The 24617-nt window shown below is 33.9% G+C and carries 20 protein-coding genes; 19 read left to right on the forward strand and 1 reads right to left on the reverse strand.

The features are described 5' to 3' along the window. Window positions 1–10: 10 nt before the first annotated feature. The 19 genes from BLE01S_RS04360 to BLE01S_RS04450 all read left to right on the forward strand — a co-directional run bounded on the left by BLE01S_RS04360 (window position 11) and on the right by BLE01S_RS04450 (window position 21361). Entirely contained in the window at window positions 11–1804 is a 1794-nt protein-coding gene (locus BLE01S_RS04360) for an ABC transporter ATP-binding protein (RefSeq protein WP_066137572.1), read from the forward strand. 183 nt (window positions 1805–1987) lie between these two features. Then, a complete protein-coding gene (locus tag BLE01S_RS04365) occupies window positions 1988–2728 on the forward strand; it encodes a YveK family protein (protein WP_066137574.1) in 741 nt (246 codons plus the stop codon). Beyond that, window positions 2715–3377 (forward strand): CpsD/CapB family tyrosine-protein kinase, encoded by a 663-nt coding sequence (locus tag BLE01S_RS04370; protein ID WP_066137576.1) that lies wholly within the window; start codon window positions 2715–2717, stop codon window positions 3375–3377. Before BLE01S_RS04365 ends, BLE01S_RS04370 begins: the two co-directional genes overlap by 14 nt. A 541-nt stretch (window positions 3378–3918) precedes the next feature. Beyond that, the gene (locus BLE01S_RS04375; protein WP_066137579.1) at window positions 3919–5751 is read left to right on the forward strand and encodes a polysaccharide biosynthesis protein; all 1833 of its coding nucleotides are present in this window, start codon (window positions 3919–3921) and stop codon (window positions 5749–5751) included. A 16-nt stretch (window positions 5752–5767) separates the two neighbouring features. After that, window positions 5768–6646 (forward strand): UTP--glucose-1-phosphate uridylyltransferase GalU, encoded by an 879-nt coding sequence (galU, locus tag BLE01S_RS04380; protein ID WP_066140874.1) that lies wholly within the window; start codon window positions 5768–5770, stop codon window positions 6644–6646. A gap of 9 nt (window positions 6647–6655) precedes the next feature. Further along, complete coding sequence (locus BLE01S_RS04385) at window positions 6656–7807, forward strand: glycosyltransferase family 4 protein (RefSeq protein ID WP_066137581.1); 1152 nt, start codon at window positions 6656–6658, stop codon at window positions 7805–7807. Beyond that, entirely contained in the window at window positions 7792–8901 is a 1110-nt protein-coding gene (locus BLE01S_RS04390; protein ID WP_066137583.1) for a glycosyltransferase family 1 protein, read from the forward strand. Before BLE01S_RS04385 ends, BLE01S_RS04390 begins: the two co-directional genes overlap by 16 nt. Before the next feature lie 4 nt (window positions 8902–8905). Further along, entirely contained in the window at window positions 8906–9796 is an 891-nt protein-coding gene (locus tag BLE01S_RS04395) for a glycosyltransferase family 2 protein (protein ID WP_066137585.1), read from the forward strand. Between the two features lie 43 nt (window positions 9797–9839). Further along, complete coding sequence (locus BLE01S_RS04400) at window positions 9840–10919, forward strand: EpsG family protein (protein WP_066137587.1); 1080 nt, start codon at window positions 9840–9842, stop codon at window positions 10917–10919. A gap of 186 nt (window positions 10920–11105) precedes the next feature. Then, complete coding sequence (locus tag BLE01S_RS04405) at window positions 11106–12251, forward strand: glycosyltransferase family 1 protein (RefSeq protein ID WP_066137589.1); 1146 nt, start codon at window positions 11106–11108, stop codon at window positions 12249–12251. Between the two features lie 19 nt (window positions 12252–12270). Then, window positions 12271–13470, forward strand: coding sequence for a glycosyltransferase (locus BLE01S_RS04410; protein ID WP_066137591.1), 1200 nt, complete (start codon window positions 12271–12273; stop codon window positions 13468–13470). A gap of 14 nt (window positions 13471–13484) precedes the next feature. Beyond that, window positions 13485–14603: a UDP-glucose 4-epimerase GalE gene (gene galE / locus BLE01S_RS04415; protein WP_066137593.1), complete on the forward strand. Its 1119-nt coding sequence runs from the start codon at window positions 13485–13487 to the stop codon at window positions 14601–14603. Window positions 14604–14621: 18 nt separating this feature from the next. Beyond that, window positions 14622–15236, forward strand: a complete 615-nt coding sequence (locus BLE01S_RS04420; protein ID WP_066137594.1) for a sugar transferase — start codon at window positions 14622–14624, stop codon at window positions 15234–15236. Further along, on the forward strand, window positions 15233–15877 hold the full coding sequence (locus tag BLE01S_RS04425; RefSeq protein WP_066137596.1) for an acetyltransferase: 645 nt from the start codon (window positions 15233–15235) through the stop codon (window positions 15875–15877). Before BLE01S_RS04420 ends, BLE01S_RS04425 begins: the two co-directional genes overlap by 4 nt. After that, the gene (locus BLE01S_RS04430) at window positions 15878–17041 is read left to right on the forward strand and encodes a DegT/DnrJ/EryC1/StrS family aminotransferase (protein ID WP_066137600.1); all 1164 of its coding nucleotides are present in this window, start codon (window positions 15878–15880) and stop codon (window positions 17039–17041) included. It abuts the gene before it with no gap. A gap of 34 nt (window positions 17042–17075) precedes the next feature. Further along, entirely contained in the window at window positions 17076–17414 is a 339-nt protein-coding gene (locus BLE01S_RS04435) for a helix-turn-helix domain-containing protein (RefSeq protein WP_066137603.1), read from the forward strand. A gap of 121 nt (window positions 17415–17535) precedes the next feature. Continuing rightward, entirely contained in the window at window positions 17536–18522 is a 987-nt protein-coding gene (locus BLE01S_RS04440) for a polysaccharide pyruvyl transferase family protein (RefSeq protein WP_066137607.1), read from the forward strand. Between the two features lie 18 nt (window positions 18523–18540). Then, on the forward strand, window positions 18541–19806 hold the full coding sequence (locus BLE01S_RS04445; RefSeq protein WP_066137611.1) for a peptidase: 1266 nt from the start codon (window positions 18541–18543) through the stop codon (window positions 19804–19806). Between the two features lie 13 nt (window positions 19807–19819). After that, window positions 19820–21361 carry a lipopolysaccharide biosynthesis protein gene (locus BLE01S_RS04450; RefSeq protein ID WP_066140877.1) on the forward strand — a complete coding sequence of 514 codons (1542 nt, stop codon included), beginning with the start codon at window positions 19820–19822 and terminating at the stop codon, window positions 21359–21361. Between the two features lie 857 nt (window positions 21362–22218). Here BLE01S_RS04450 and BLE01S_RS04455 read toward each other — a convergent pair. Further along, on the reverse strand, window positions 22219–24273 hold the full coding sequence (locus BLE01S_RS04455; RefSeq protein ID WP_066137613.1) for a right-handed parallel beta-helix repeat-containing protein: 2055 nt from the start codon (window positions 24271–24273) through the stop codon (window positions 22219–22221). Window positions 24274–24617: the final 344 nt, after the last annotated feature.

A 24617-nucleotide genomic window follows, 5' to 3' on the forward strand; every position in this document is an offset into this window, starting at 1 on the left:
GCTTTTAATATTGAAACCAGTTATATATTTTTTTAAACAGTTATACGCTTATTCAGGTAAAAAACTATATTTGAACCTTCTTGGAATGGTACTTATTAGTCTACTTGATGGAGTAGCATTATTATTGTTAATTCCGGTGATTAGTTACAGCGGAATTGTAAACTTCGAGTCAGGTAATTCCTTTGCAACAAGGGCTTTGGAGTTTCTTCAACAAATTCCTAGCACATTGGGTCTTACATTTATACTTATCATTTTTTTAATTGTGAATATCATTCAAAATTTAATATCTCGTTACGTAACGATTGAAAACGTTAAGATTCAGCATGGTTTTGCCAGATATTTAAGATTAGAAATCTATCGAGATCTGCTTAGTGCTAATTGGGGCTTTTATATAAAAAGAAGAAAATCCGACCTTATTAATACGATCACAATGGAATTAGCACGTGTAAGCGCTGGGACAAATACATTTTTACAGTTCATAACAGGGATAATTTTTACATGTATCCAAATTGGAATTGCCTTTTTATTATCTCCTAAAATTACGATCTTTGTCTTATTAAGTGGTTTGGTTTTATCTGTGTTTTCTCGTGGGTTTATTAAAAGATCCCGGGAACTAGGTGGGAGAACATCTGAAATAGCGCAAAGCTTTTTGGCGGGTATTACAGATAACTTTAATGGTATAAAGGATATAAAAAGTAATACATTAGAACAATCGCGAATGAATTGGTTTCGGTCTATATCACAACGCATGTATGATGAACAAATGGGGTATATCACATTAAAAACTGCTTCCCAATTCTATTATAAAATTGCTTCTGCTGTATTAATCTCTATATTTATATTTTTAGCTGTGAACTTATTTAATTCCCAAGCAGCTCAGTTGATGTTAATCATTATTATTTTCGCAAGATTATGGCCCAGGGTGACAGGAATTCAGGCGAGTTTGGAACAAATAGCGACTACAATTCCAGCGTTAAAAGCAGTGATAAATTTAAAAAAAGAATCTAAGCTAGCCAAAGAAATAGATGATTTAGATGATCAAACAATAAAGCCTATCGATATAAAAGAGGGTATTGAATGTAATCATGTATTTTTTCGGTATAATCAAAATCAAAATGTATATGCATTGAATGATATCGATGTATTTTTTCCTTCTAATCGTATGTCAGCTGTAGTTGGTAAATCTGGTGCTGGTAAGAGTACGTTGATCGATCTCTTGATGGGGTTAAATCAGCCTGAAAGAGGAGACATTCTTTTAGATGGCAACCCATTAACAAAAAAAAATCTCTTGTCGCTAAGACGTTCAATAAGCTATGTATCACAGGATCCCTTTCTATTCCATACAACTATAAGGGAAAATCTCATGCTAATTCATCCTGAAGCCACTGAGCAACAGATGTGGGAGGCGTTACAGTTCGCAGCCGCCGATGATTTTGTAGAAAAGCTTCCTCAGCAATTAGATACGATTATTGGTGATAGGGGAATCAGATTATCTGGAGGAGAAAGGCAACGCCTTGTGCTTGCACGAGCTATTTTAAGGAAACCGTCCATCCTTATTTTAGATGAGGCGACAAGTTCACTCGATACAGAGAATGAATCAAAAATTCAAGAAGCACTGGAAAGGTTAAAAGGGAAAATGACGATTATTGTGATTGCTCATCGTCTCTCTACCATTCGAAATGCAGATCAAGTAGTCGTGCTAGATAAAGGGGAAATTATTCAAAAGGGTGAGTTCGGACAGTTAGCGAGTGATAAAAATGGCGTGTTCAAAAATCTTCTTAAGAAACAAATGGGAGCTGTTTAATACATTATAAATTGAGATAGGAAGGTTTAATGGGAAAAGAGTTGACTTGTTCTTTATAAAGAACTAAAATGAATAATATAAGAAGAAGCAAATTATTAATTACTTGATTTTTATCGATATGTTTATTTTTTTAAACTATTCGTTCTTTATTAAGAATTTAAGTCGGATAATTAAGGTGGTTTTATGAGTCGTTTATACCGAATGTATGGTGAAGATAATAGAATGGTAAAAGAAATTAATTTAAAGGACCTATATAGAGTAATAAAGAAGCGATTTTGGCTAGTACTATTAATAACCATATTGGTGACCGTTGCTGGCTGGTTTTATAGTAACCTAAACAAAACGGAACTTCTATATGAATCATCAACAAATATCATTATCAATGCAGATTCGGAATACAGAAAAACACTACAAGTAATAATTAAAGACACGATTGTATTAGAAAATGTAATTGAAGATTTGGGACTAGAAAAATCATCGAAAGCATTAGCTTCGCAGATCAATGTTGAGAGTATTGATTTATCACAAGTGGTAGAGATTCGTGTAACAGATACAGATCCGGAAAGAGCAGCGCACATAGCTAATACGACTGCAAGAGTATTTAAAGAGGAGATCCCGAATATCCTTGAATTTGAGGACGTTAGCATCCTATCAGAAGCGAAGGTAAACAGCATTCCAATTAATGAAAGCAATCAAAATAAGATTGTTATTGCCGCGTTTATTTTCGGAATGATGTTGGGACTTGGGTTAGTATTCTTAATTGATTCCTTGGATGACTCCATTAAATCAGAGCTTGAAATTGAAATGATATTGGGTGTGCAAGTTTTAGGTAGTATTTCCGTCATGAATAAAAGAAATGTCAAGAAAAGAAAAAGAAAGAAAAGAGAATTAGAGTTAAGAGGTGAGACAATTGGTTATAAGTAAAAGAAAACGATCAGCTACCGAAAAAAGAAATTTAGTCACCTTCACTAATCCAGACTCCATCATTTCAGAGCAATTTCGAACAATACGAACAAATCTCCACTTTATAAATGGAAAGAGCAAAAACAAAATTTTATTAATAACTTCACCAGGGAAAAAGGAAGGAAAGTCGACGACTGCCGCTAATATAGCTGTGTCAATGGCGCAACAGAAGGAAAAAATACTTCTTATTGACGGAAATTTAAGAAATCCAAGTCTTCACAGTATATTCAAAACTTCAAATGAGGTTGGATTAACAGATGTTTTGACAGGAAAGGCAATATTTGAAGACGCTGTTTATTCTTCGAAAATTGGCAGTTTGGATATATTAACAAGTGGGGCAATTTTGTTTAATCCAGCAGAATTATTAGCATCTCATACGATGACGCAATTACTTCAAAAAGTAACTCCTTATTACGATATTGTACTAATTGATTCACCACCAGCCCTGGAAGTGACTGATACAAAAATTATCGCAAACTTATGCGATGGCGTTGTCCTAGTAGTCCGCCAAGATAAAACGAATATTGACAGTGCATTTGAATCGAAAAAAGTGTTAGAGTATGCAAAGGCTCAAATTGTCGGTGTGATATTGAATGAAAAGAATAGTTAAAAACAAATATATTTTTTTACCGTGATGTTCGTTATTAAGAATTAAACATTCTTTAAAAAGTGTACGTGAATATATTTCTTGAGGACAGTAGTATCTGATGAATTAGCTGATGCTCCGTGCATACTCATCAGATCAATGAGCAAGGCGCTTTTGCTGTTCAAATGGTGATGTCTCCTTTCCATTATCAATGGGGGCACTCGATCATGCTGTGGGTTGAAAAACCTTAGACGCAAGTCGTCAGTAGTGTGATGTGAGGAGGGGTTAAATGCCCTAATGTATTTTAGAGATCTTAATTATGCTGTTTCTAAGAAAGTATAGCGATGTACAAATTGCGCCCACAGGATGTGGCATTCTTTTATCAACGAACCTTCTTCGAATATAGAAAAATATGTTAGCCACAAAAAGTGAAGGCGCTAGTCACCCAGGTTCATTACAGATGGAACAGTACTTCCTCTATGTCGAAGCCAGACATAGAAACAGTATAATTAAGATCTTTCGTATTGTCTAATTCATCAAGGTATTTTAAAGAGGAGTGGATTTTATGTCTTATCGACAAAGGTTGAACTTATTTATTTTTTTAGATTCCTGTATTATATTAATGGCTATTTTTTTGAGCCTTTTTCTAGTAAACGCTAATTTTCATGTCCTTGCTTTACCAGTTATGATTACTTCTACCTCTATCTTAATAAGTCATCACATATTTTCATTCATGTTTAAAATCTATAAAAAGGCCTGGGAGTATGCGAGTATAGGAGAATTAATTATTATTTTTAAAGTTGTCACTTTATCAATAATAATCGCTGTTTTTGCCCAACTACTAATAATAAATGAAATTTACTTTAGACTGCTTGCAGTAACCTGGTTACTACATATGTTGTTCATAGGAGGGTCAAGGTTTTGTTGGCGTATATATCGAGATAACTTTTTGAATAAAACCGATAATAAAAAACGTACACTCATTATTGGGGCGGGATCTGCCGGGACGATGGTAGCCAGACAATTACTGAAAAACAATGATGCAGACCTTTTGCCGGTGGCATTTATTGATGATGATAGTAGAAAACATCAACTGGATATACTAGGTCTTCCCGTGTATGGAGGGGTAAATCGGATAGAAAATGCCATTCAAAATTATAACATCGAAAATGTAATTATTGCTATTCCTTCATTATCTCAAAAGAAATTAAACACCATTTTTCGGGAATGTGCAAAAACCAAAGCAAAGACGCAAATTCTTCCCATGTTAGAGGATCTCATCACTGGAAAGATCGCTGTTACCCAATTCCGTGATGTGCAAGTAGAAGATCTTTTAGGAAGGAAGCCAATAGAATTAGATATTGAAAGTATTTCAGATTCTATAACGAATAAAATTGTATTGGTAACAGGTGCAGGAGGTTCCATAGGTTCAGAAATTTGCCGCCAAATATCTAAATTTCACCCACAGAAACTAGTGTTATTAGGCCATAGTGAGAATGACATTTATGAGATTGAAATGGAATTACATGAAAAGTTCGGGCATGCAGACATGGAATTCCCAACTGAAATTGCGGATATTCAAGATGCTAAGAAAATGATGGATGTAATGAATCGGCATCATCCTCATGTCGTGTACCACGCTGCAGCTCATAAACATGTACCGTTGATGGAGTACAATCCAGAAGAAGCCGTTAAAAATAATGTAATCGGAACGAAAAATGTCGCAGAAGCCGCAAGTTGGCATGGGGTAGAAACATTTGTCATGATCTCAACGGATAAAGCTGTGAATCCCACAAGCGTCATGGGGGCAACCAAGAGGCTGGCTGAAATGATTATTCAACATATGAACAAAAAAAGCAGAACAAAATTTGTTGCAGTTAGGTTTGGCAATGTTTTAGGTAGTCAAGGCAGTGTCATCCCATTATTTAAAAAACAAATAAAAAAAGGCGGGCCACTTACAGTTACCCATCCAGACATGCTTCGCTATTTTATGACTATTCCTGAAGCTTCCAGATTAGTCATTCAAGCTGGAGCACTAGCTAGAGGGGGAGAAATCTTTGTATTAGATATGGGTGACCCGGTAAAAATTGTTGACTTGGCTAGAAATTTAATCAAGTTATCAGGCCATTCTATTGATGATATTGGAATTGAATTTACTGGGATTAGGCAAGGCGAAAAGCTATTTGAAGAATTACTCAATCAAAATGAAGTTCATAAACAACATGTATTTCCAAACATTTATATCGGAAAAGCATCGGAGCTTTATTTACGTGAAATAGAAGAGCTTTTATTAACATTCTCGATTATAGATAGGAAAGTATTAAGGGAAACACTTCTCCATTTGGCGAATAATAAAGGAAATTTGATACCAGAACGAGCAATGTCAGTTTCGGGATAAAGGAGGTGGAAAAGTGATGAACGTAAGAAAAGCAATTATTCCAGCTGCGGGTTTAGGAACGAGATTTCTCCCAGCGACCAAAGCGATGCCAAAAGAAATGTTACCGATTGTTGATAAACCGACGATTCAATACATTGTGGAAGAAGCGATTGAATCAGGAATCGAAGATATTATTATTGTGACAGGAAAAGGAAAGAGAGCGATTGAAGATCATTTTGATCATTCTTTTGAATTAGAGCAAAGCTTAATGGAAAAAGGGAAGTATGATTTATTAGATAAAGTACAAAAGTCATCAAAGATGGTTGATATCCATTATATTCGTCAAAAAGAACCAAAAGGCTTGGGGCATGCGGTTTGGTGTGCACGTAAATTTATTGGCGATGAACCATTTGCTGTTCTACTTGGTGACGATATTGTTCAAGCCAAAAAGCCTTGTCTAAAGCAAATGATAGAGCAGTATGAGAGATACAATGCATCGATACTTGGAGTTCAATCTGTTCCGGAAAGCGATGTGTCAAGATATGGAATTATTGACGGAAATGCAATTGGAAATCGATTGTATAGTGTCAATCATCTCGTAGAAAAACCAATACAAGCAGAAGCACCTTCCAATCTAGCTATTATGGGCAGATATATTCTTAATTCTAGAATATTTGAGATATTGAATGAGCAAAAGCCAGGAGCTGGAGGAGAAATCCAGCTAACAGATGCAATCGCTCGACTAAATCTTTATGAAGCTGTTTATGCTTATGATTTTGAAGGAGTTCGCCATGATGTTGGTGAAAAAATGGGCTTTATTCAAACGACGATTGAATTCGCTTTACAAAGAGATGAGTTAAGGAAAGACTTACTAGATTATCTATCCTCTGTACTTGAGAGAGAACTAATCAGATAGGTGAGAGCGATGAGAAAAAAGGTGTTGTTTTGTGCAACGGTTGATTATCATTTTAATGCTTTTCACTTACCGTATTTAAAATGGTTTAAGGAGCAAGGTTGGGAAGTACATGTAGCTGCATCAGGAAAGATGGAATTACCATATGTAAATAGAAAATATGACATACCTATCCACAGATCACCTTTTAAAAGGAAAAACTTGGATGCCTATAATGAATTGAAAACAATTATAGAAAAGAATCAATATAATATTATTCATTGTCATACACCAATAGGGGGTGTTTTAACTAGATTAGCAGCTCGAAAGGCAAGGAATGAAGGGACGAAAGTAATCTATACTGCACACGGATTTCATTTTTGTAAAAATGCACCAATTCTAAATTGGCTGATTTATTATCCGATCGAAAAGTGGCTGGCAAAATATACTGACTGTTTAATTACGATTAATGAAGAGGACTTTGTGCTAGCGGTAAACCATCAATTTAAAGCAAATAAAATTGCACATATCCATGGAGTAGGAGTAAATACGGAGCAATTTACGCCTGTAAATAAAGAAGACAAATTAAAATTAAGGGTCAAGTATCATTATGATAATGATGCTTTTTTACTGTTTTATGCAGCTGAATTTAATAAAAATAAAAACCAACAAATGATCATTGAGGCATTAGCTTTAATCAAAGAGCAAATACCTAATACGAAGCTAATTTTTGCAGGGGATGGTCCGTTATTGGAAGATAGCAAAAAACTAGCAATCAAGCTAAAAGTCGCAGAAATGATCGATTTTTTAGGCTATCGTAAAGATGTAGAATTATTATTAAAGATGAGTGATCTTGCTGTGGCATCGAGTTTACGTGAAGGATTACCGGTAAACATCATGGAAGCTATGGCATGTGGTTTACCAGTTATAGCTACTGATAATAGAGGTCATAGGGAACTTATTTCTGATAGTAATAATGGCTGGCTTATTAGCAATGATTCGATCCAGCTTTCTGAAAAGATTGCTATTCTTGCAGTAAATAAAGCTTTAAGAGATCAGTTTGGTTCACAAAGTAGACATATCATTGTAAGCAAATATAGCTTATTAAAGATTCTAGAAGAAAAAAGCATTATGTATAAAGAAGTAATGGATGAGATGGAGGAAAATCAGTGGGCAATCCATTAAGAATATTACATGTTGTTGTCAATATGAATCGTGGTGGAGCCGAGACACTTATTATGAACTTGTATCGGAATATCGATCGCAGGAAGGTTCAATTCGATTTCTTAACATGTAAAGCTGGAGCTTTTGATGAAGAAATACTAAATAAGGGAGGAAAGATTCATCGAATTCCTTATGTTTCAGATGTAGGGCATATAAAGTATTTAAAAGCATTAAATCAATTTTTTGATACCCATAAAAGCTATCCAATTATTCACTCCCATTTAGATAAGATGAGTGGAATGGTGCTTAGATCGGCTAGAAAGGCAGGTATTCCAGTTCGAATATCACATAGTCATAATACGCAAAGTGAAGGAGGATTAGCTGCAAGAATATACAAGTGGTTAGTAGGAAAATTTATTATTCCCAATTCTACGACTTTATTTGCGTGTTCGAATGATGCTGCCATATGGCTTTTTCAAAAGAAATCAAGCACCAGCCATATTTTAAAAAATGGCATTGAATATGATAGGTTTTCCTTTTCCAATGAAGTTAGAAAACAGATAAGAGCAGAGTTAATGCTAGATGATCAAACCTTCATTCTTGGGCATGTTGGTAGATTTGCACATCAAAAGAATCATACCTATCTCATTGATTTATTCGCGGAATTTAATAAAGTGAGAGAAAATGCTGTTTTATTATTAATAGGTGATGGTCCGTTGCGCCCTACAATAGAAGAAAAGGTACGAAAACTAGGCTTAGAAAAGAAGATTAGATTTCTAGGGGTACGCAGTGATATAAATCGCATCCTTCAAGGGCTAGATATATTTGTATTTCCATCCTTGCACGAGGGGTTACCGGTAGCATTAATAGAGGCACAGGGAGCGGGCTTACCTTGTCTCATATCAGATTGTGTATCCACAGAAGTCGATTTAGGAATGAACCTAGTTAATTATGCGCCTCTTAATAATACAGAAGCATGGATAAATAAGATGAAAAGAATAACAGCCAGTCAAATGGAAAGAAAAAGTGAACAAGTTGCTTTTTCTAACAAAGGGTATGATATTGCAGCTACCGCAAATAAAATAGAAGATTTTTACTTAACTATTTCGGGGTGAAATAATGAAGTTATTAACGATATTTACTCCAACTTATAATCGAGCCTTTTGCTTGGATAATTGTTACCAAAGTTTAATACGCCAAACAAGTAAAGATTTTGTCTGGCTTATAGTTGATGATGGTTCAACAGATAGCACAAAACAATTAGTGGATGAGTGGCTCCAAGAAAAGAAGATTGAAATCAGATATGTTTGGCAAGAAAATGTTGGTATGCATGGTGCGCACAACACCGCGTATGAATTAATTGATACTGAGTTAAATGTTTGTATCGATTCTGATGATTATATGCCAAAGGATGCTGTAGAAAAGATCAATCATTTTTGGAGAAAATACGGTAGTGAAAAAGTGAGTGGTTTAATTGGATTAGATGCAAACACGAATAATGAAGTGATCGGCACAAGATTACCGGAGACATTGAAAAGTTCAACATTGTTCCATCTCTATAACGAACATGGCGTTACAGGTGATAAAAAACTCGTTTATCGATCAGAATTAACGAAACAACATCGATACCCAATTTTTCAAAACGAAAAATATGTAGGATTGGCCTACAAATATTATATGTTGGATAAAGAATATGAAATGTTGCTTTTAAATGAAGTATTATGTTGCGTGGAATACCTTCAAGATGGTTCATCATTAAATATGTTTAATCAATACAGAAAAAATCCAAAAGGTTTCGCATTTTATCGAAAAGAATTGATGAAGTTACCTTTTGCAGGTCTAGCGTATAAATTTAGGCAGGCAATACATTTTGTGTCTAGTAGCTTATTAATGAATAATAAAAATTTCTTAAAAGAAAACCCGAGTAAAGCATTGACTATTATAGCTATTCCATTTGGCATAATACTATATTTTTATATTTTATTAAAAACAAGAGTCTCACAAGGTTAAGCGAATTATATAAGTTGTCTTTATTTATAGGAGAGGAAATAATATGACCTTTCTATGGTTAAATCTTTTCATTGTATTTATACTATCCTTTTTTGCTAGATATTTTTCCACTCCGATATTAGCATCGGGTTCGATATCTACAATTAAACCAAATAAAACCTTAGTATTTGGTGCTCTACTGTCACTAGTTATTATTTCTGGTTTTAGAAATAATATTGGAGATACTTATTTTTATAAACATATATACGAGATCAATGAATTTACATGGGAATTTATTATTTCACAAAAAGATATTGGTTTTGGATTGCTACAAATGCTCTTAAAGAAATATTCAGATGATCCGCAAATCATGATTTTTACTTCCGCTCTGATCACTAATATTTTGATCATTTCGGTTTTATTTAAATATTCAAGGATGTTTGAGCTAAGTACTTATGTTTATATTACAGGTGGCCTATTTTTGGTTTCAATGAATGGTATTAGGCAGGTGCTGGCTGCAGCTATTATTTTTACCGCGACGAAATACTTAATGAATGGGAGTTGGGCCAAATATTTCACGGTTGTTATTTTTGCCTCCTTGTTCCATCAAAGTGCATTAATTCTGATTCCGATCTTTTTCTTAGTTAGATATAAAGCATGGTCTAATGCAACTTATATTTTGCTCTTTTTCTCAATCGCAATAGTAATTGGTTTTGATCAGTTTTCAGCACTTTTATTTTCTGCTATCGAGGATACACAGTATGGACAATATTCAAATTTTAATGAAGGCGGAGCAAGCGTTGTTCGTGTTGCTGAAGATGCTGTACCACTTATAATCGCTTTTCTTGGCAGAGAGAAATTTAGGGTAATATTCCCTAGCAGTGATTATATCGTTAATATGGCTCTTATCGGCTTTATTTTTATGCTCATTTCCACGCAAAACTGGATATTCGCAAGATTTGCCATTTACTTTAGTTTATACCAATTAATTCTCATATCCTGGATCATCAAACTATTCAGTAAAAGAGATCAAAGATTTGTATACTATGCGTTACTTATTTGTTATGGATTGTATTACTTTTACGAAAATGTAATTACATTAAATATTCTTTATAAAAATGACTTTCTCGAGCATTTATTTTAACATTATTCAGCAGAGGTCCCTCATTTCTAAGTGGAAAGATGAATAAGATTTACCTCATTCAGTGGGAGTGCAAGCTGGAAAGCCTCCGGCGATTGTCAAAGATTCTTAAAGGAAGTTTATCGAGAGAACTCGATAAAATCTGGAGGCAATTCCCGCCAAGGCTTAATTGATAATAGGGGGAAGGAAATGGTAAAAGTAAATCTTCCTAAAAGGGTCCTCCACATTGTAAGTTCAATGGGGAGAGGAGGAGCCGAAACATTAATCATGAATATTTACCGAAACATCGACCGTAAAGAAGTTCAATTTGACTTTATTACTCATAGTTATGACATTGAAGACTATGACCAAGAAATTAAGGAAATGGGTGGGAAAATATATAATATCCCCAGCCTCGGAACTATCGGCCCTTTTCATTATATGAAAAAGTTGATGGCTATCATGTCTGATAGTGGATATGTTGCAATCCATGCTCATACGGATTACCAAAGTGGTATTCCAGCATTAGCGGCAAAAATGTGCGGCATAGAAAATAGAATTTGCCATTCGCATAGTAATAATTGGCTAAAACAGCATGGTTTTAAAGATAAGCTCATGTTAAAGGGGCTACAAGCGATAATTAAGTATTCAGCAACAAAGCTTTGTAGCTGCAGTGAAGAAGCAGCAAACTTTATATTTGGAACAAGCAAAGTAAGTATTCTAAAAAACGGAATTGATATAAATGATTATATTGAAACGGAACCAAACAATAGAAAAAGTGTGCTAAAGGAACTTCATTTATCTGAAGATACAAAGGTCATTGGCCATGTCGGCCGTTTTTCAGAATCAAAAAATCAACTGTTCATTATAAAGGTTTTAAAAAAGCTAGTGGAGGAAGATTCAAGATTTGTAGCTATCCTAGTTGGGGAAGGGCCTTTAAGAGAAAAAATGGAAGTAGAAGCTGAACAGTTAGGGCTATTGGGACATATTAGGTTTTTAGGGGTGAGAACTGATATCCCTAGATTGATGAACGCTTTCGATGTTTTTCTATTCCCATCTTTATTTGAAGGCTTCGGTATTGTCATGCTAGAAGCGCAAAGTTCTGGGACTCCTTGTGTTGCCGCAACGTCAGTTCCTAAAAGTACGGATATGGGGCTAGGGTTAGTAAAATACCTTCATCTCAATGAACATATCGATCTATGGTGTGAAGGCATTAAAACCTCCCTATTAATTGATAAGCCAAATACGCACTTCATAATAAATAATATATCGCAACTCGGATTTAATATTCAGAGTAATTTGAACGATTGGTTAAGATTATACGGAATTCGCAACATTGAAGTTACTCAAAGCTGAATAGTGAGGTAATTCTGGAATGAAGAAAAAAATATTAATCACCTCCTTTGATTTGGCAATTGGCGGTGTGGAGCGTAGTTTAATTGGTTTATTAAATCAGTTTGACTATAGCAAATACGATGTAGATTTAATGCTTTTTAAGCATGAAGGAGAATTTTTCCCATATTTACCTTTAGAACCGCATTTGTTAGCTGAGGTACCGAAATACACTACTTTTCGAAAATCAATTAGTCAGATCACAAAGGAAGGATATTATCAGTTAGGGGTTTCAAGGGCATTAGCAAAATCAATTAGTTATTTCCACGGAAAAATAAAAAATATTGATGAACCTGGATACTTAAACATCCAATATGGATGGGAGATGACAAGTCCTTTTTTACCAAAATTGAATAAAGAATACGATGTGGCCATAGGTTTCTTGTGGCCGCATCACTTTATAGGCAGGAAAGTAAAAGCGAAGAAAAAAATTGGCTGGATTCATACAGATTACTCAAATATTGATGTTAATAAGAACATTGAAAGTCGGATGTGGAATAAATTAGATCATATCGTCGCTGTTTCGGATGAGTGTTCACAAACCTTTTTGAAAGAATATCCGGATTTCAAAGAAAAGACTTTAGTAATCGAAAATATTCTATCTCCTACTTTTATTAAAGAGCAAGCAAACTTAGAGGTGCCAGTAGAAATTAAAAAGTCGCCCACAAAAACCACTTTAGTAACAGTAGGACGGCTTTCACATGCAAAAGGTTTAGATCTAGCAATAAGGGCTTGTAAAAAATTGATTGATCTAGGGTACGATATTGCATGGTATGTAGTTGGATATGGTCCTCTTGAAGATACTTTAAAGAAATTAATCGATGAATTAGCTCTTCAAGATTGCTTTATTCTACTAGGTAAAAAGGTGAACCCCTATCCATATATAAAAGCATGTAATATTTATGTTCAGCCATCAAGATATGAAGGGAAGGCAGTAACGATTCGTGAGGCACAGATTTTGGAAAAACCAGTCGTCATAACCAATTTTCCAACTGCAAAAAGCCAAGCATGTGATGAATTTGACGCGCTAATCACGCCGCTTAGTATAGATGGTATCGTCACGGGTACTCAGAGATTAATAGAGGATAGGCAGTTAAAAGAAGGCTTAATATCTAATATTAGTAAAAAAGATTATGGAAACGAGCTGGAAGTAGAAAAACTATATCAATTAATGGAAGCTTAAGGGGTTGATCTTACTTGGCTATACTTATTACGGGTGGAGCCGGCTATATTGGCAGTCATACATGTGTAGAATTATTAAGTGCAGGTTTTGAAATTATTGTCGTGGATAATTATATCAATAGTAAACCGCAGTCATTAAAGCGCGTGAGCGAGATTACTGGCAAAAGTTTTATAGTATACGAAATGGATTTGTTAGATGAGGAGAAGTTGGAGAAATTATTTACGGATAACACCATTGATGCAGTTATTCATTTAGCAGGATTAAAGTCGGTTGGCGAATCTGTTCATACCCCACTTTTGTACTATGAGTTTAATATTATTAGCACGGTAAGATTATGTAATGTAATGAAGAAATATAATGTGAAAAATTTAGTTTTTAGCTCATCAGCTACTGTATATGGTGTGCCAGAATCCATTCCGATTAATGAAAACGCACATTTAACTGCAATGAGTCCGTATGGAAGATCTAAACTGATGATTGAGGAAATCTTACGTGATCTGTATGAATCTGATCAAAGTTGGAGTATTGCGCTTTTAAGGTATTTTAATCCAGTTGGAGCCCATGAAACCGGTCTTATAGGTGAGGCACCTAACGGCATCCCTAATAATTTAATGCCCTATATTACTCAAGTGGCTGTGGGTAAATTAAAAGAATTAAACGTCTATGGTAATAGTTATCCAACGTTTGATGGTACGGGTGTAAGAGACTATATTCATGTAGTTGATCTGGCTAAGGGACATTTAAAAGCGCTTGAAAAAGTAACTGAAAAACCTGGTATAGAGGCGTACAACCTTGGAACTGGAAAAGGATATAGTGTATTAGAAATGATCGCTGCTTTTGAGAAGGTATCAGAAAGAAATATACCGTATAAAATAACTGGTCCGCGTTCTGGTGACATTGCCGTTTGTTACGCGGATCCTGCTAAAGCAATAATAGAACTTGGTTGGACTGCCGAAAAGGGAATTGAAGAAATGTGTACAGATTCCTGGAGATGGCAATTCAATAATCCAAATGGTTACGATGAGAAAACAAATATATTAAGTTCAGGTAATCCCCGCTTATTTACATTTAGCGGGGATTTTCCTGTTGAACTGGTAAACGAAGCTGAGAATGCAAAAGAATTAAACTATTAGCCTAGGAGTGGAAAATGAGTGAAAAGACTCTTAGATATTATCTGTTCCATCTTTTTATTAATCTTATTTTTCCCACTTTTGTTGATCACCGGATTATTAATCAAAGTAATATTAGGTGGTCCAATCTTATTTAAGCAACAACGTCCTGGATTACTAGCTAGACCATTTTATTTATACAAATTTCGCACAATGACGGATCACAGGGATCAGCAAGGAAATCTACTTCCAGACAAATTACGTCTTACTGCTTTTGGGGTATTCTTGCGAAAGAGTAGTTTAGATGAATTGCCTCAACTAATAAATGTGATTAAGGGAGATTTAAGTTTAGTAGGACCTCGCCCCTTATTAATGGATTACTTGCCACTGTACACAGAAGAACAATCCAAACGTCATTTAGTTAGACCAGGAATAACCGGTTGGGCACAGGTGAATGGACGGAATGCGATAAGTTGGGAACGAAAATTTGAATTAGATATTTGGTATGTGCAACATCAATCTCTACTTCTTGATTTAAAGATTTTATTATTAACAATAAAAAAGGTGATTTTATCAGTCGGAATAAATCAACCGGGAAGTACTACAATGGAAAGCTTTACTGGAACAAAGTCTACAGTAAAAGAGGGACATGGATGAAAATAGCTATCATAGGAAAAGGCGGTCATAGTAAAGTCATTCAAGATCTTATTTCTTTGCATAGTAAACTTAAAATTGTTGCTTATTTGGATGATAAATATGAGGAATTATCAAGGAAAGAAGATATATTTTTTGGACCCATATTTGCTGCAGAAATAATTAATGACATGTTTAATGAAGTGAAGTTTATTATTGCAATCGGAAATAATAAACTTAGAAGTTTGATTGTTAATCAATTAAAACTTACCAATGTCAGTTATGTAACACTCATACACCCAACCGCAATCATCAGTACAAGCGCAAAAATAGGCGGCGGGTCAGTTGTTATGGCTCATTCAGTAATTAACGCTGATACCCAGATTGGGGAACATGCGATTATCAATACAGCTTCCGTTATTGAACATGATAACCAATTAGGAGATTTTGTTCATATCTCTCCTAATGCAACTTTAACTGGTGGGGTCAAAATTGAGGATGGTGTGCAGGTTGGGGCTGGGGCGACTATTATCCCTAAAATGAAAATCGGAAAATGGTCAGTTATCGGAGCAGGTGCAACAGTCATTCATTCCATCCCTCCTTTTTGTACCGCGGTAGGCGTGCCAGCAATAGTAAAAAATAATCAACTGATAGAGGGTGTTTAAATGATTGAGATAGCTAAGAAAGATAGAATTTTTCTTTCACCACCTCATTTATCAGGTAATGAAATGAAATATATGCAAGAAGCGATCGATACGAATTGGATTGCGCCACTTGGCCCGAACGTAGATGCTTTTGAAGTAGAAATAGCAAGTTACGTAGGAGCTAAAGGAGCTGTCGCAGTTAGTTCAGGTACTGCGGCAATTCATTTAGCTCTTTCTTTATTAGAAATAAAAACGGGAGACATTGTTTTTTGTTCGAGCTTGACGTTTGTAGCAAGTGCTAATCCTATCCTCTATCAAGGTGCGGAACCAGTTTTTATCGATTCCGAGCCGGAAACCTGGAATATGTCCCCACAAGCACTTGCAAAAGCTTTCGAAGAGGCTGCATTTGCAGGAATCTTGCCGAAAGCGGTTATCATTGTTCATTTATATGGTCAAAGTGCCAAAATGGATGAAATAACTTCCATATGTAATCAATATGACGTACCAATAATAGAGGATGCGGCTGAGTCAATCGGATCTAGTTATAAAGGAAAGCAAAGTGGCAGCTTAGGAAAACTTGGTGTGTTTTCATTTAATGGCAATAAAATTATTACTACATCAGGAGGTGGAATGCTCGTATCAAATGATACAGTCGCTTTACAAAAGGCACGCTTTCTAGCCACGCAATCTAAAGATCCTGCACCTCATTATCAACATAGTAAGGTTGGGTTTAATTATCGAATGAGTAATATTTTAGCAGGGATGGGAAGAGCACAGCTTGAAGTATTGGAAGAACGAATTATATCTAGAAGATCCATTTTTTTACGTTACTATCAGGAATTATCTCACATGCCCGGTATTCACTTTATGCCTGAATTGAAAAATACAATGTCTAATCGCTGGCTTACAGCTTTAACAATTGATGAGAGTAAAACGGGGGTATCTACCGATGTTCTATTACAGGCGCTAGTGAAGGCAAATATTGAAGCTCGCCCAGTTTGGAAGCCCCTGCATTTGCAGCCACTATTTAAGGGGATGAAATACTTTCCACATCAAGAACATCTTAATGTATCGGAACAATTATTCATGACTGGCATATGCCTGCCTTCTGGTAGCAATATGACTGAGGAAAATTTAATGAGGGTGATCGATTGTATTAAAGATGAATTAAACCAAAGGGTTTAGGGAGTCTATCCTAAATGGATAAAGAGGTATATAAATGATAGGGAAAAATATATGTAAAATACGAAAAAAAAAGGGACTGACAATAACAGAGCTTGCAAATCGGGCTGGTATAGCCAAATCATATGTAAGTAATATTGAAAGGGATGTGAATAAGAATCCTTCTATAAATGTGATAGAAAAAATAGCCTCTGTTTTAGAAGTAGACCTTAAAACGCTAATAGATCCAGAATCGGCTAACGAAACCAAACTACCTCAGCTTGATGCGGAATGGATTGATCTTGTAAATGAATTAAAAGAATCAGGGATCAAAAAAGAAGAAATTAAAGAATTTAAAACGTTGCTTGAATTTATTAAGTGGCAAAATAAACAGTAGTAAGAGTCAATTAACGTAAACAAATATGAACATAAACAGAACTTATCTCTTGAATGAAAATAGTCACCATGAAAATAAAATGATTCAGATATGCTAAATGTTTTTTTGGGAGGTACAAATATTGGAAAATATGTTGTTGTTAGATACATCGGTTGGTTCCCTCAACAAAGGGGATGACATCATAATGAAATGTGTGAGGTATCAACTAGCGGAAATCACCAAAAGTTCATATCTCTTAACATTACCAACCCATGTATCTCCATTTCACTGGTATCAGGTAGCAAGAAGATCGAATAGGGTTAAAATTTATAGTGAGGCAAAATATAAATTTGTCGGTGGATCCAACTTATTAACAATGGATATGCTGACTCATTTTCCTCAGTGGAATATTAATATATTTAACTATGGTCCATTAAAAGGAAGTATTTTGGTAGGGGTTGGGGCTGGAAAAGGGAATAAGGTAAATACTTATACCAAAATACTATATCGTAAGGTTTTATCCCAGGAATATTACCACAGTGTTCGGGATGAGAGAACAAAAAAAATTTTAAGCGAAATGGGATTTAAATCAATAAATACTGGGTGCGCAACAATGTGGTCTTTGACACCGGAATTTTGTAAGGAAATACCTGTCCATAAATCAGAATCGGTTATATTTACACTAACTCATCATGCTAAGGATATTAAAAGCGATCAACTTTTAATAGATACACTAAATAAGAATTATAAAAATGTCTACTTTTGGGTCCAAGATTCAGATGACCTTGTTTATTTGAGGAATCTAAAACATACAGAAAATATTCAGATTGTACCACCAACTATCGATGATTATGAAACAATACTAAATACCGATATTGATTATATTGGAACCCGCCTGCATGGAGGGATTTTTGCAATGCGACAAAAAAAACGATCAATCATTATAGGGATTGATGAGAGAGCACATGGAATGAATGAAACATACAATTTGAATATCATTGATAGAAAAGATCTTGATAATCTTGATGTGATGATTAACTCAGAAATCAAAACAGAGGTTCAAGTGGATTTTAACGCAGTAAATAAGTGGTTTGATCAATTCAGAACAAAAAGTCATGTTCAAAATTAATTGTTTAAGAGGTGTAAGATGAGGAGTATTGTGCTTGATAAAATGAATATAAATAAAAATAAGATAGACTATTATTTTAGTATAGAAGGGAAAATACAAAAATATTTTAACAAGAAAAATTATTTGTTTTTTGAATATAATCATAATATTTCTAGTCTTCCTAAAAGCATTTTAGCCATACCATTTGTTGCCAATATAGCTCCTCTTGCTTGGATTACTGATTCAACAATAAAGGTTAATGAATTGGATAAATCATTCTATGATTGCCTAAGTAAGATAAAAAAGGCTTACCAAAATATGTATCCCAATGTTTCTTTTAAAGGGAAAATAATTGTTGAAAATATCGTTTGTAATTCTTATATTCCGCAATATGAAGCCGCACAGTTATTTAGCGGAGGACTAGATGCGCTTGCTACATATATTAGAATAAAAGAAAAAAATCCATTATTGATAACAGAATATGGTTGGCATAAAGAAAAGACGGAAGAGAATGCAGTGTGGGAAAAGGATAAAACCAATGTTGTTGGTTTTGCTATTCGGAATGAGTTAGAAAATATTTTAATACATTCAAATTATGGAACCTTTATAAAAGCGCAAAGAATAGACAGCGATTTTCAGAGAAAATTAGGAGATTCGTGGTGGCATGGTCTTCATCATGGCTTAGCAATTATTACTGCTGCTATTCCAACTGCGTTTAAATTTAAGGTTGAGTGTATTTATATAGCAAGTTCCTACTTCGAGGGTTATAAAGCAAAATGTGCATCAGATCCAACAGTAGACAATAATATTAGATTTGCATCGGGTAAAGTATTTCATGATGGATATGAGATTAATAGGCAGGATAAAGTAAAAATAGTAGTCGATTACTATTCGAAAATGAAAGAATTAGCAAATCTCAGAGTGTGCTTCCGAAAAGAGGAGAATTGCTGTAACTGTGAGAAATGCGTAAGGACTATTTTAGGGATCGTCGCTGAAGGTAAAAATCCTAGTAATTTTGGATTTAATATTCCGGAAGATTTATCAATACATGTGCAAAGCTTTTTGGAGGAAAATGTAAAATACTTTACTCCAGCTAGGGTGATGCAGTGGAATTTGGCCAAAAGCAGAATGGAGGAAAATCAACATAATATCTTATATCAGGATTTGCTAAGATGGTTTTTACATTATAATTTTGTCAAAGAGAGAAAAAAATCATTATTAAAATATAGGGTAACTAAGTTTCTACCAATTGTAAAAAGAAGGATTAGTATAGGAATAAAAAAAATGATTGCTGAAAATAGGTAAGGCTGGGAATACTATGAGAATACAAAATTCAGTAATGAATATGTTCTTTGGATTATCAGGACAATTTATTAGTATGATCATGAGTTTCATCGTCCGTACGGTGTTTATCTATACGCTGGGTATTGAATATTTGGGAGTAGACGGTCTTTTTTCTAGTATATTAATTATGTTATCACTTGCTAACTTAGGGTTTGATACTGCAATGGTTTACAGTTTGTATAGGCCTTTAGCTGAAAAGGATAAGTACAAAATACAGGCTCTGATGAACCTGTATAAAAAGGCATATAGAATCATAGGGTTCATTGTTTTACTAATAGGTTTGTTACTGATACCGTTTCTTCCCTACATTATGAATGGGTCTACTAATATTGAACATATACACATTATTTATATGTTATTCTTGATCCAATCTGCTTCTTCTTATTATTTTGTATACAAACAGTCTATTATAATAGCAGATCAACGCAATCATATTATTTCAAAAATTCACAGCGTATTTATTATTATCTCGAATTTTGTGCAAATTATAATTTTGCTTTCAGTAGGAAATTATATAGTAGTACTAAGTATGCAATTAGTGTTTAGAATAATTGAAAATGCTTATATTGCAAAAAAAGCTACCAGATTATATCCATTCTTAAAAGAAAAAAATACTGCAAAGCTATCTAAAAAGGATAGTAAACTGTTTTATGAAAACCTATATTCCCTATTTTTGTATAAAATAAGTGGTGTTGTAATTAATGGAACGGATAATATTGTAATCTCTCTATTTATTGGCATTACATATGTAGGGATTTACTCAAATTATCTATTAATTATTACTACATTATCTACATTACTGGGATATGTGTTTTATTCTGTTACTGCAAGTGTTGGAAATTTGGTTGTTACTGAAAGTCTTGATAAGAAGTACTTTATTTTTCGAGTAATTAACTTTTTGAATTTTTGGATTTTTGGATTCTGCACAGTTTGTCTATGGAATTTGTTAAATCCATTTATCACAATATGGCTTGGTGAACAATATGTATTTAATAAATTTGTAGTTTTTGCGATAGTATTAAATTTTTTTACTGCCGGTATGCAGAATGCCTCTACCACTTTTAGGGAAACTACAGGCTTATTTAAAAAAGGGAAATACAGACCTATATTAGCAGCAGGAATAAATATAGTTGTTTCAATCATTCTTGCGAAACAAATAGGAATTGCCGGTGTTTTTTTAGGCACTGTTATCAGTAGGCTTTGTACTTATTTTTGGTACGATCCGTACGTCATTTTTAAATATGTATTTCAAAAGTCTGTAGGAATACATTTCGTTAAATATATTTTATTTACATTTATTGTGGTTTTTGCTTCATTTGTTACTGATTTGCTCGCTAGTAATATATTCCTTCATCAGAAGTTTGTAAATTTTGCACTAAGATGTATTCTGTGTGTAAGCATCCTGAATATAATTGTGTATTTCTTATTTAGGAATTCTGAAGAATTCAAGTATTTATTAGACATTATGAAAAAGATTAAAAATAAACTGTTTGTTAAAAAGTCATATAATATGTAGATGTACAATGGGACCATAGCTCCGTAAAATTTCTCAGATAATCTATTGGGAAGGGATTGTTACTTATAGAAAAAAGAAACTATCTAAAAGAAAAATCCAGTTTTAATGGATTTATCTAGGGCCTAAAGCTTGCCTAGCAATTTTATTTAGGCATTATATTTAGTTTGCAATGTTTAGCTTTGATATAATGAGATGTTTCTTCACTAACCCTCTCCTAATAAGGTTTATCTGAAATATATTAAATATATATTTCAGATAAACCTTATTTTTTAAGCTACCGCATCTACCATTTTAGATATAAAATCGATATTGACCGTAGTTTTAAAAAATGTGTTTATGGAATATTATTATTTTGAAATTTGGTTTGATCATTATTCAACTCTATTTGTTATATATCTTTTTGTGGAATATATATTGCAAATAAGGTTGAAAAGTATCAATTATCCTTAATGTACTTTGCTAATTTTTTTAACTTTATTGACCAACATTAATATAAGAGTAGGATAGAGGATCTTTGGTATGATATATTAACCGTTTTACCTTGTATTAAATAGCTTACTTAATATTGCATATTATAGCGGCTCGACCAAAAATGGAGGAATCGTTTTATTTCTTAGACCTTTTTCCAAGTTTTATTGAAGGTAGGGATATTTCATTGGTGTTACTTTAATTTAATTATCTATATTTTCATCGTGTTTTGGGGATAACTGATGTTACAGACGAAAGTCATCATGTTAAAATAATAACATATAAATCTCTCTGATCCGGGGCAGTAACAGATTTGTTGGAGGTAGTTAAATTAAGTAATATTTGCAATTATTAAGACAATCGATAAGATAGTATGCCTTAGTAAAGTATTAAGGTATATGGATATTGTTAATTATATTATCGAACTTTATATGAGTATTATTCAGTTCTATATTTGCCTTTTGTAGGTAGTTATCTTTAAAAATTACTGGGATATTTGGAGATTTATCGGCTTTTACCGCTGTTACCAAGGTATTTGACATAAAGGTATTGCCGCTAATACGAATGAGGTCAGCAACTGTGGTATTGCGAATATCAATGATTGGATTTTTATTTCCATTTGGAAAGGAGAATGTATTTTCAGAAAGGTGAAAACTTCCCCAATTTCCATTTATAAATAGAGCCGAATCTGAGCCAGTTGGATTTTTAAAAAAACTATTGCTTATTTTGAAGAAATCAACCATTGTACCTTCGCCTAAGTAAAATAGACTTAGATCGTCCCATTCAAAATAGCAATTATTGAAATCATATTTAGCATTTACCCCTTTAAATATATCACCTAGTCTACCACTATTAATGAACCTGCATCCATTATACACACCAGGGGGTAATCTTGTAATTCGATTTTCTTTATGCTTAATGTTAATGAACGAGACTCCGTTTAAAATCCAATCATGTGCTCCCTCTGGCACTACAGTAAATGCTTCTACTCCACTACCTTCAAAGGTAGAGTTTGAAATGCTTTGAGGTTCAGCGCTAAATATGAGCGGGGCACCAGGATTTGTGGAGGCCGTATAAAAATCATTGTCATAATAGAACTTACAATTGCTAATTTGTACTACATAGGACTTTTGCTTAACAAAGTTGATTGGACTATTATGGAAAATGCAATGATCTATAGAAGCTTGCGTAGTTCCTAGAAGGCGTATTCTGCAGTCATATAGGTGGTTATTAGAAAATAGTGTATCGCCTGCAAGGAGAGAGACAGAATCATGAAAAAAATTTTTGTCAACAATCGATTTATCGACTCCAGCATTAATTGCAAAAATTCCGGATTGAATTTTGTTGTTCGTAATGGTAATATGCTTTCCTGCTACAGCGATAATATTGTAATTTTCATTTCCGTAAATGTTATTCCCATCAATAAAAATATATTGATTGATATCATACCCATCTTCAATATCTATCGCTCCTTGCGGTGCTACCCCACTAATATGATGTATTTCGCATCCGCTTACATAGATATGCTTAATTCCACAAATCGCTATTCCTAATCTCCGACAATGATGTAGATTGCATTGTTTTATATATACATGTTTTGGAAACTCGGGAGTTCGGACCAGTATTGTATTTCCTGCATAAGAAGGAATGGTAGCTTGGTGTAATACGACTTTTGCATAGCTAGCATCTATTGGAACTTCTATTTCATCAAAGAAATGAAGGTCTGTCACTGAAGATAAAAAAGTATCATTACTTTTATAAAAGATTACATCAAAAGTGTTTGTCGATATGTCATTACCTATGCTTCCGAAACTACTACCGTACAGACCGAAATAACCAAGATTTGTTATTTGCTTGACCATCGGTATATTTACTTTTGAGCGAATACGATTTTTATTAGTGGTTAATGTCCCATTGGAGGTATTAATGCCTCCGGATTCTAAATTACCTGCAAGTTTGTAAGGATTACCACTAATACTCCCGTATGAGGTAATACCTAAAATGGCATCGCCAATTGTATTAAATATTTCCAAATTATCAAGAGTAATATATTGAACTCCATATCTTAGCTCCACGCCAACACCGAATGCATGAACATGATCACCTGTATAACTATGAGTATATCGATCGCCTTCAATCTTACCGTTAGTAATTCTTGAATATTGCTGTTTTTGGTGGAATAAGATAATTGCATATTTAGGCAGGTTATTATCCCTAATTCTTAACGTAGCACCGCCTAAATTGAATGTCATATAACTTTGGGGTTGGATTGGGTTATTTTCATCAATTAAATAGGTGCCATCTGGCAAGATGACTTCTGAGTATCCCTCTAGAGACGCCCATGTTAAGGCATCATTTAATCCTTTCGATGTATTAATAGAATCAGTTGCGTCATTTTTAATATTCCAACGGCTCAATTCAACTAAATAAGAACCTATGGACATAAAAGATCACTTCCTGTGCACAAACAGTGTTTTGTTATCCGAATTATAGTTTTCTTTATCATCATTAAATTACCCCATTCATTTTTTAATTTGAAGAATCCCCTTATTAGAATAATATTCAATAATTATCTGAAAGTAAGGGCTATACTCTGATTAGAAATTATTAATGCAAGTAAATTAGCCTCCAGAATATGCAATTATATTAATAAAGCACTTATTGACTCTAAACCAAAAAGACTATATATTAACAATGTGCAATTCTTTATTAAGAACGGATGATTCTTTATTAAGTTTAAAATACGATGCAAAAAGGTGAATCGTTTATCGAACTAGCACATCTCTTA

It is taken from the genome of Lederbergia lenta NBRC 16444, assembly GCF_001591545.1.
GTDB classification, from domain to species: Bacteria; Bacillota; Bacilli; order Bacillales; family Bacillaceae_C; genus Lederbergia; species Lederbergia lenta.

Excerpts from the sequence above, each read along its gene's own strand:
- BLE01S_RS04400 (WP_066137587.1), top strand. The coding sequence starts at position 9,840 with ATGACCTTTCTATGGTTAAATCTTTTCATTGTATTTATACTATCCTTT.
- BLE01S_RS04405 (WP_066137589.1), top strand. The coding sequence starts at position 11,106 with ATGGTAAAAGTAAATCTTCCTAAAAGGGTCCTCCACATTGTAAGTTCA.
- BLE01S_RS04455 (WP_066137613.1), bottom strand. The coding sequence starts at position 24,273 with ATGTCCATAGGTTCTTATTTAGTTGAATTGAGCCGTTGGAATATTAAA.
- BLE01S_RS04375 (WP_066137579.1), top strand. The coding sequence starts at position 3,919 with ATGTCTTATCGACAAAGGTTGAACTTATTTATTTTTTTAGATTCCTGT.
- BLE01S_RS04425 (WP_066137596.1), top strand. The coding sequence starts at position 15,233 with ATGAAAATAGCTATCATAGGAAAAGGCGGTCATAGTAAAGTCATTCAA.
- BLE01S_RS04430 (WP_066137600.1), top strand. The coding sequence starts at position 15,878 with ATGATTGAGATAGCTAAGAAAGATAGAATTTTTCTTTCACCACCTCAT.
- BLE01S_RS04365 (WP_066137574.1), top strand. The coding sequence starts at position 1,988 with ATGAGTCGTTTATACCGAATGTATGGTGAAGATAATAGAATGGTAAAA.
- BLE01S_RS04445 (WP_066137611.1), top strand. The coding sequence starts at position 18,541 with ATGAGGAGTATTGTGCTTGATAAAATGAATATAAATAAAAATAAGATA.
- BLE01S_RS04410 (WP_066137591.1), top strand. The coding sequence starts at position 12,271 with ATGAAGAAAAAAATATTAATCACCTCCTTTGATTTGGCAATTGGCGGT.
- BLE01S_RS04385 (WP_066137581.1), top strand. The coding sequence starts at position 6,656 with ATGAGAAAAAAGGTGTTGTTTTGTGCAACGGTTGATTATCATTTTAAT.
- BLE01S_RS04395 (WP_066137585.1), top strand. The coding sequence starts at position 8,906 with ATGAAGTTATTAACGATATTTACTCCAACTTATAATCGAGCCTTTTGC.
- BLE01S_RS04435 (WP_066137603.1), top strand. The coding sequence starts at position 17,076 with ATGATAGGGAAAAATATATGTAAAATACGAAAAAAAAAGGGACTGACA.
- galU (WP_066140874.1), top strand. The coding sequence starts at position 5,768 with ATGAACGTAAGAAAAGCAATTATTCCAGCTGCGGGTTTAGGAACGAGA.
- BLE01S_RS04450 (WP_066140877.1), top strand. The coding sequence starts at position 19,820 with ATGAGAATACAAAATTCAGTAATGAATATGTTCTTTGGATTATCAGGA.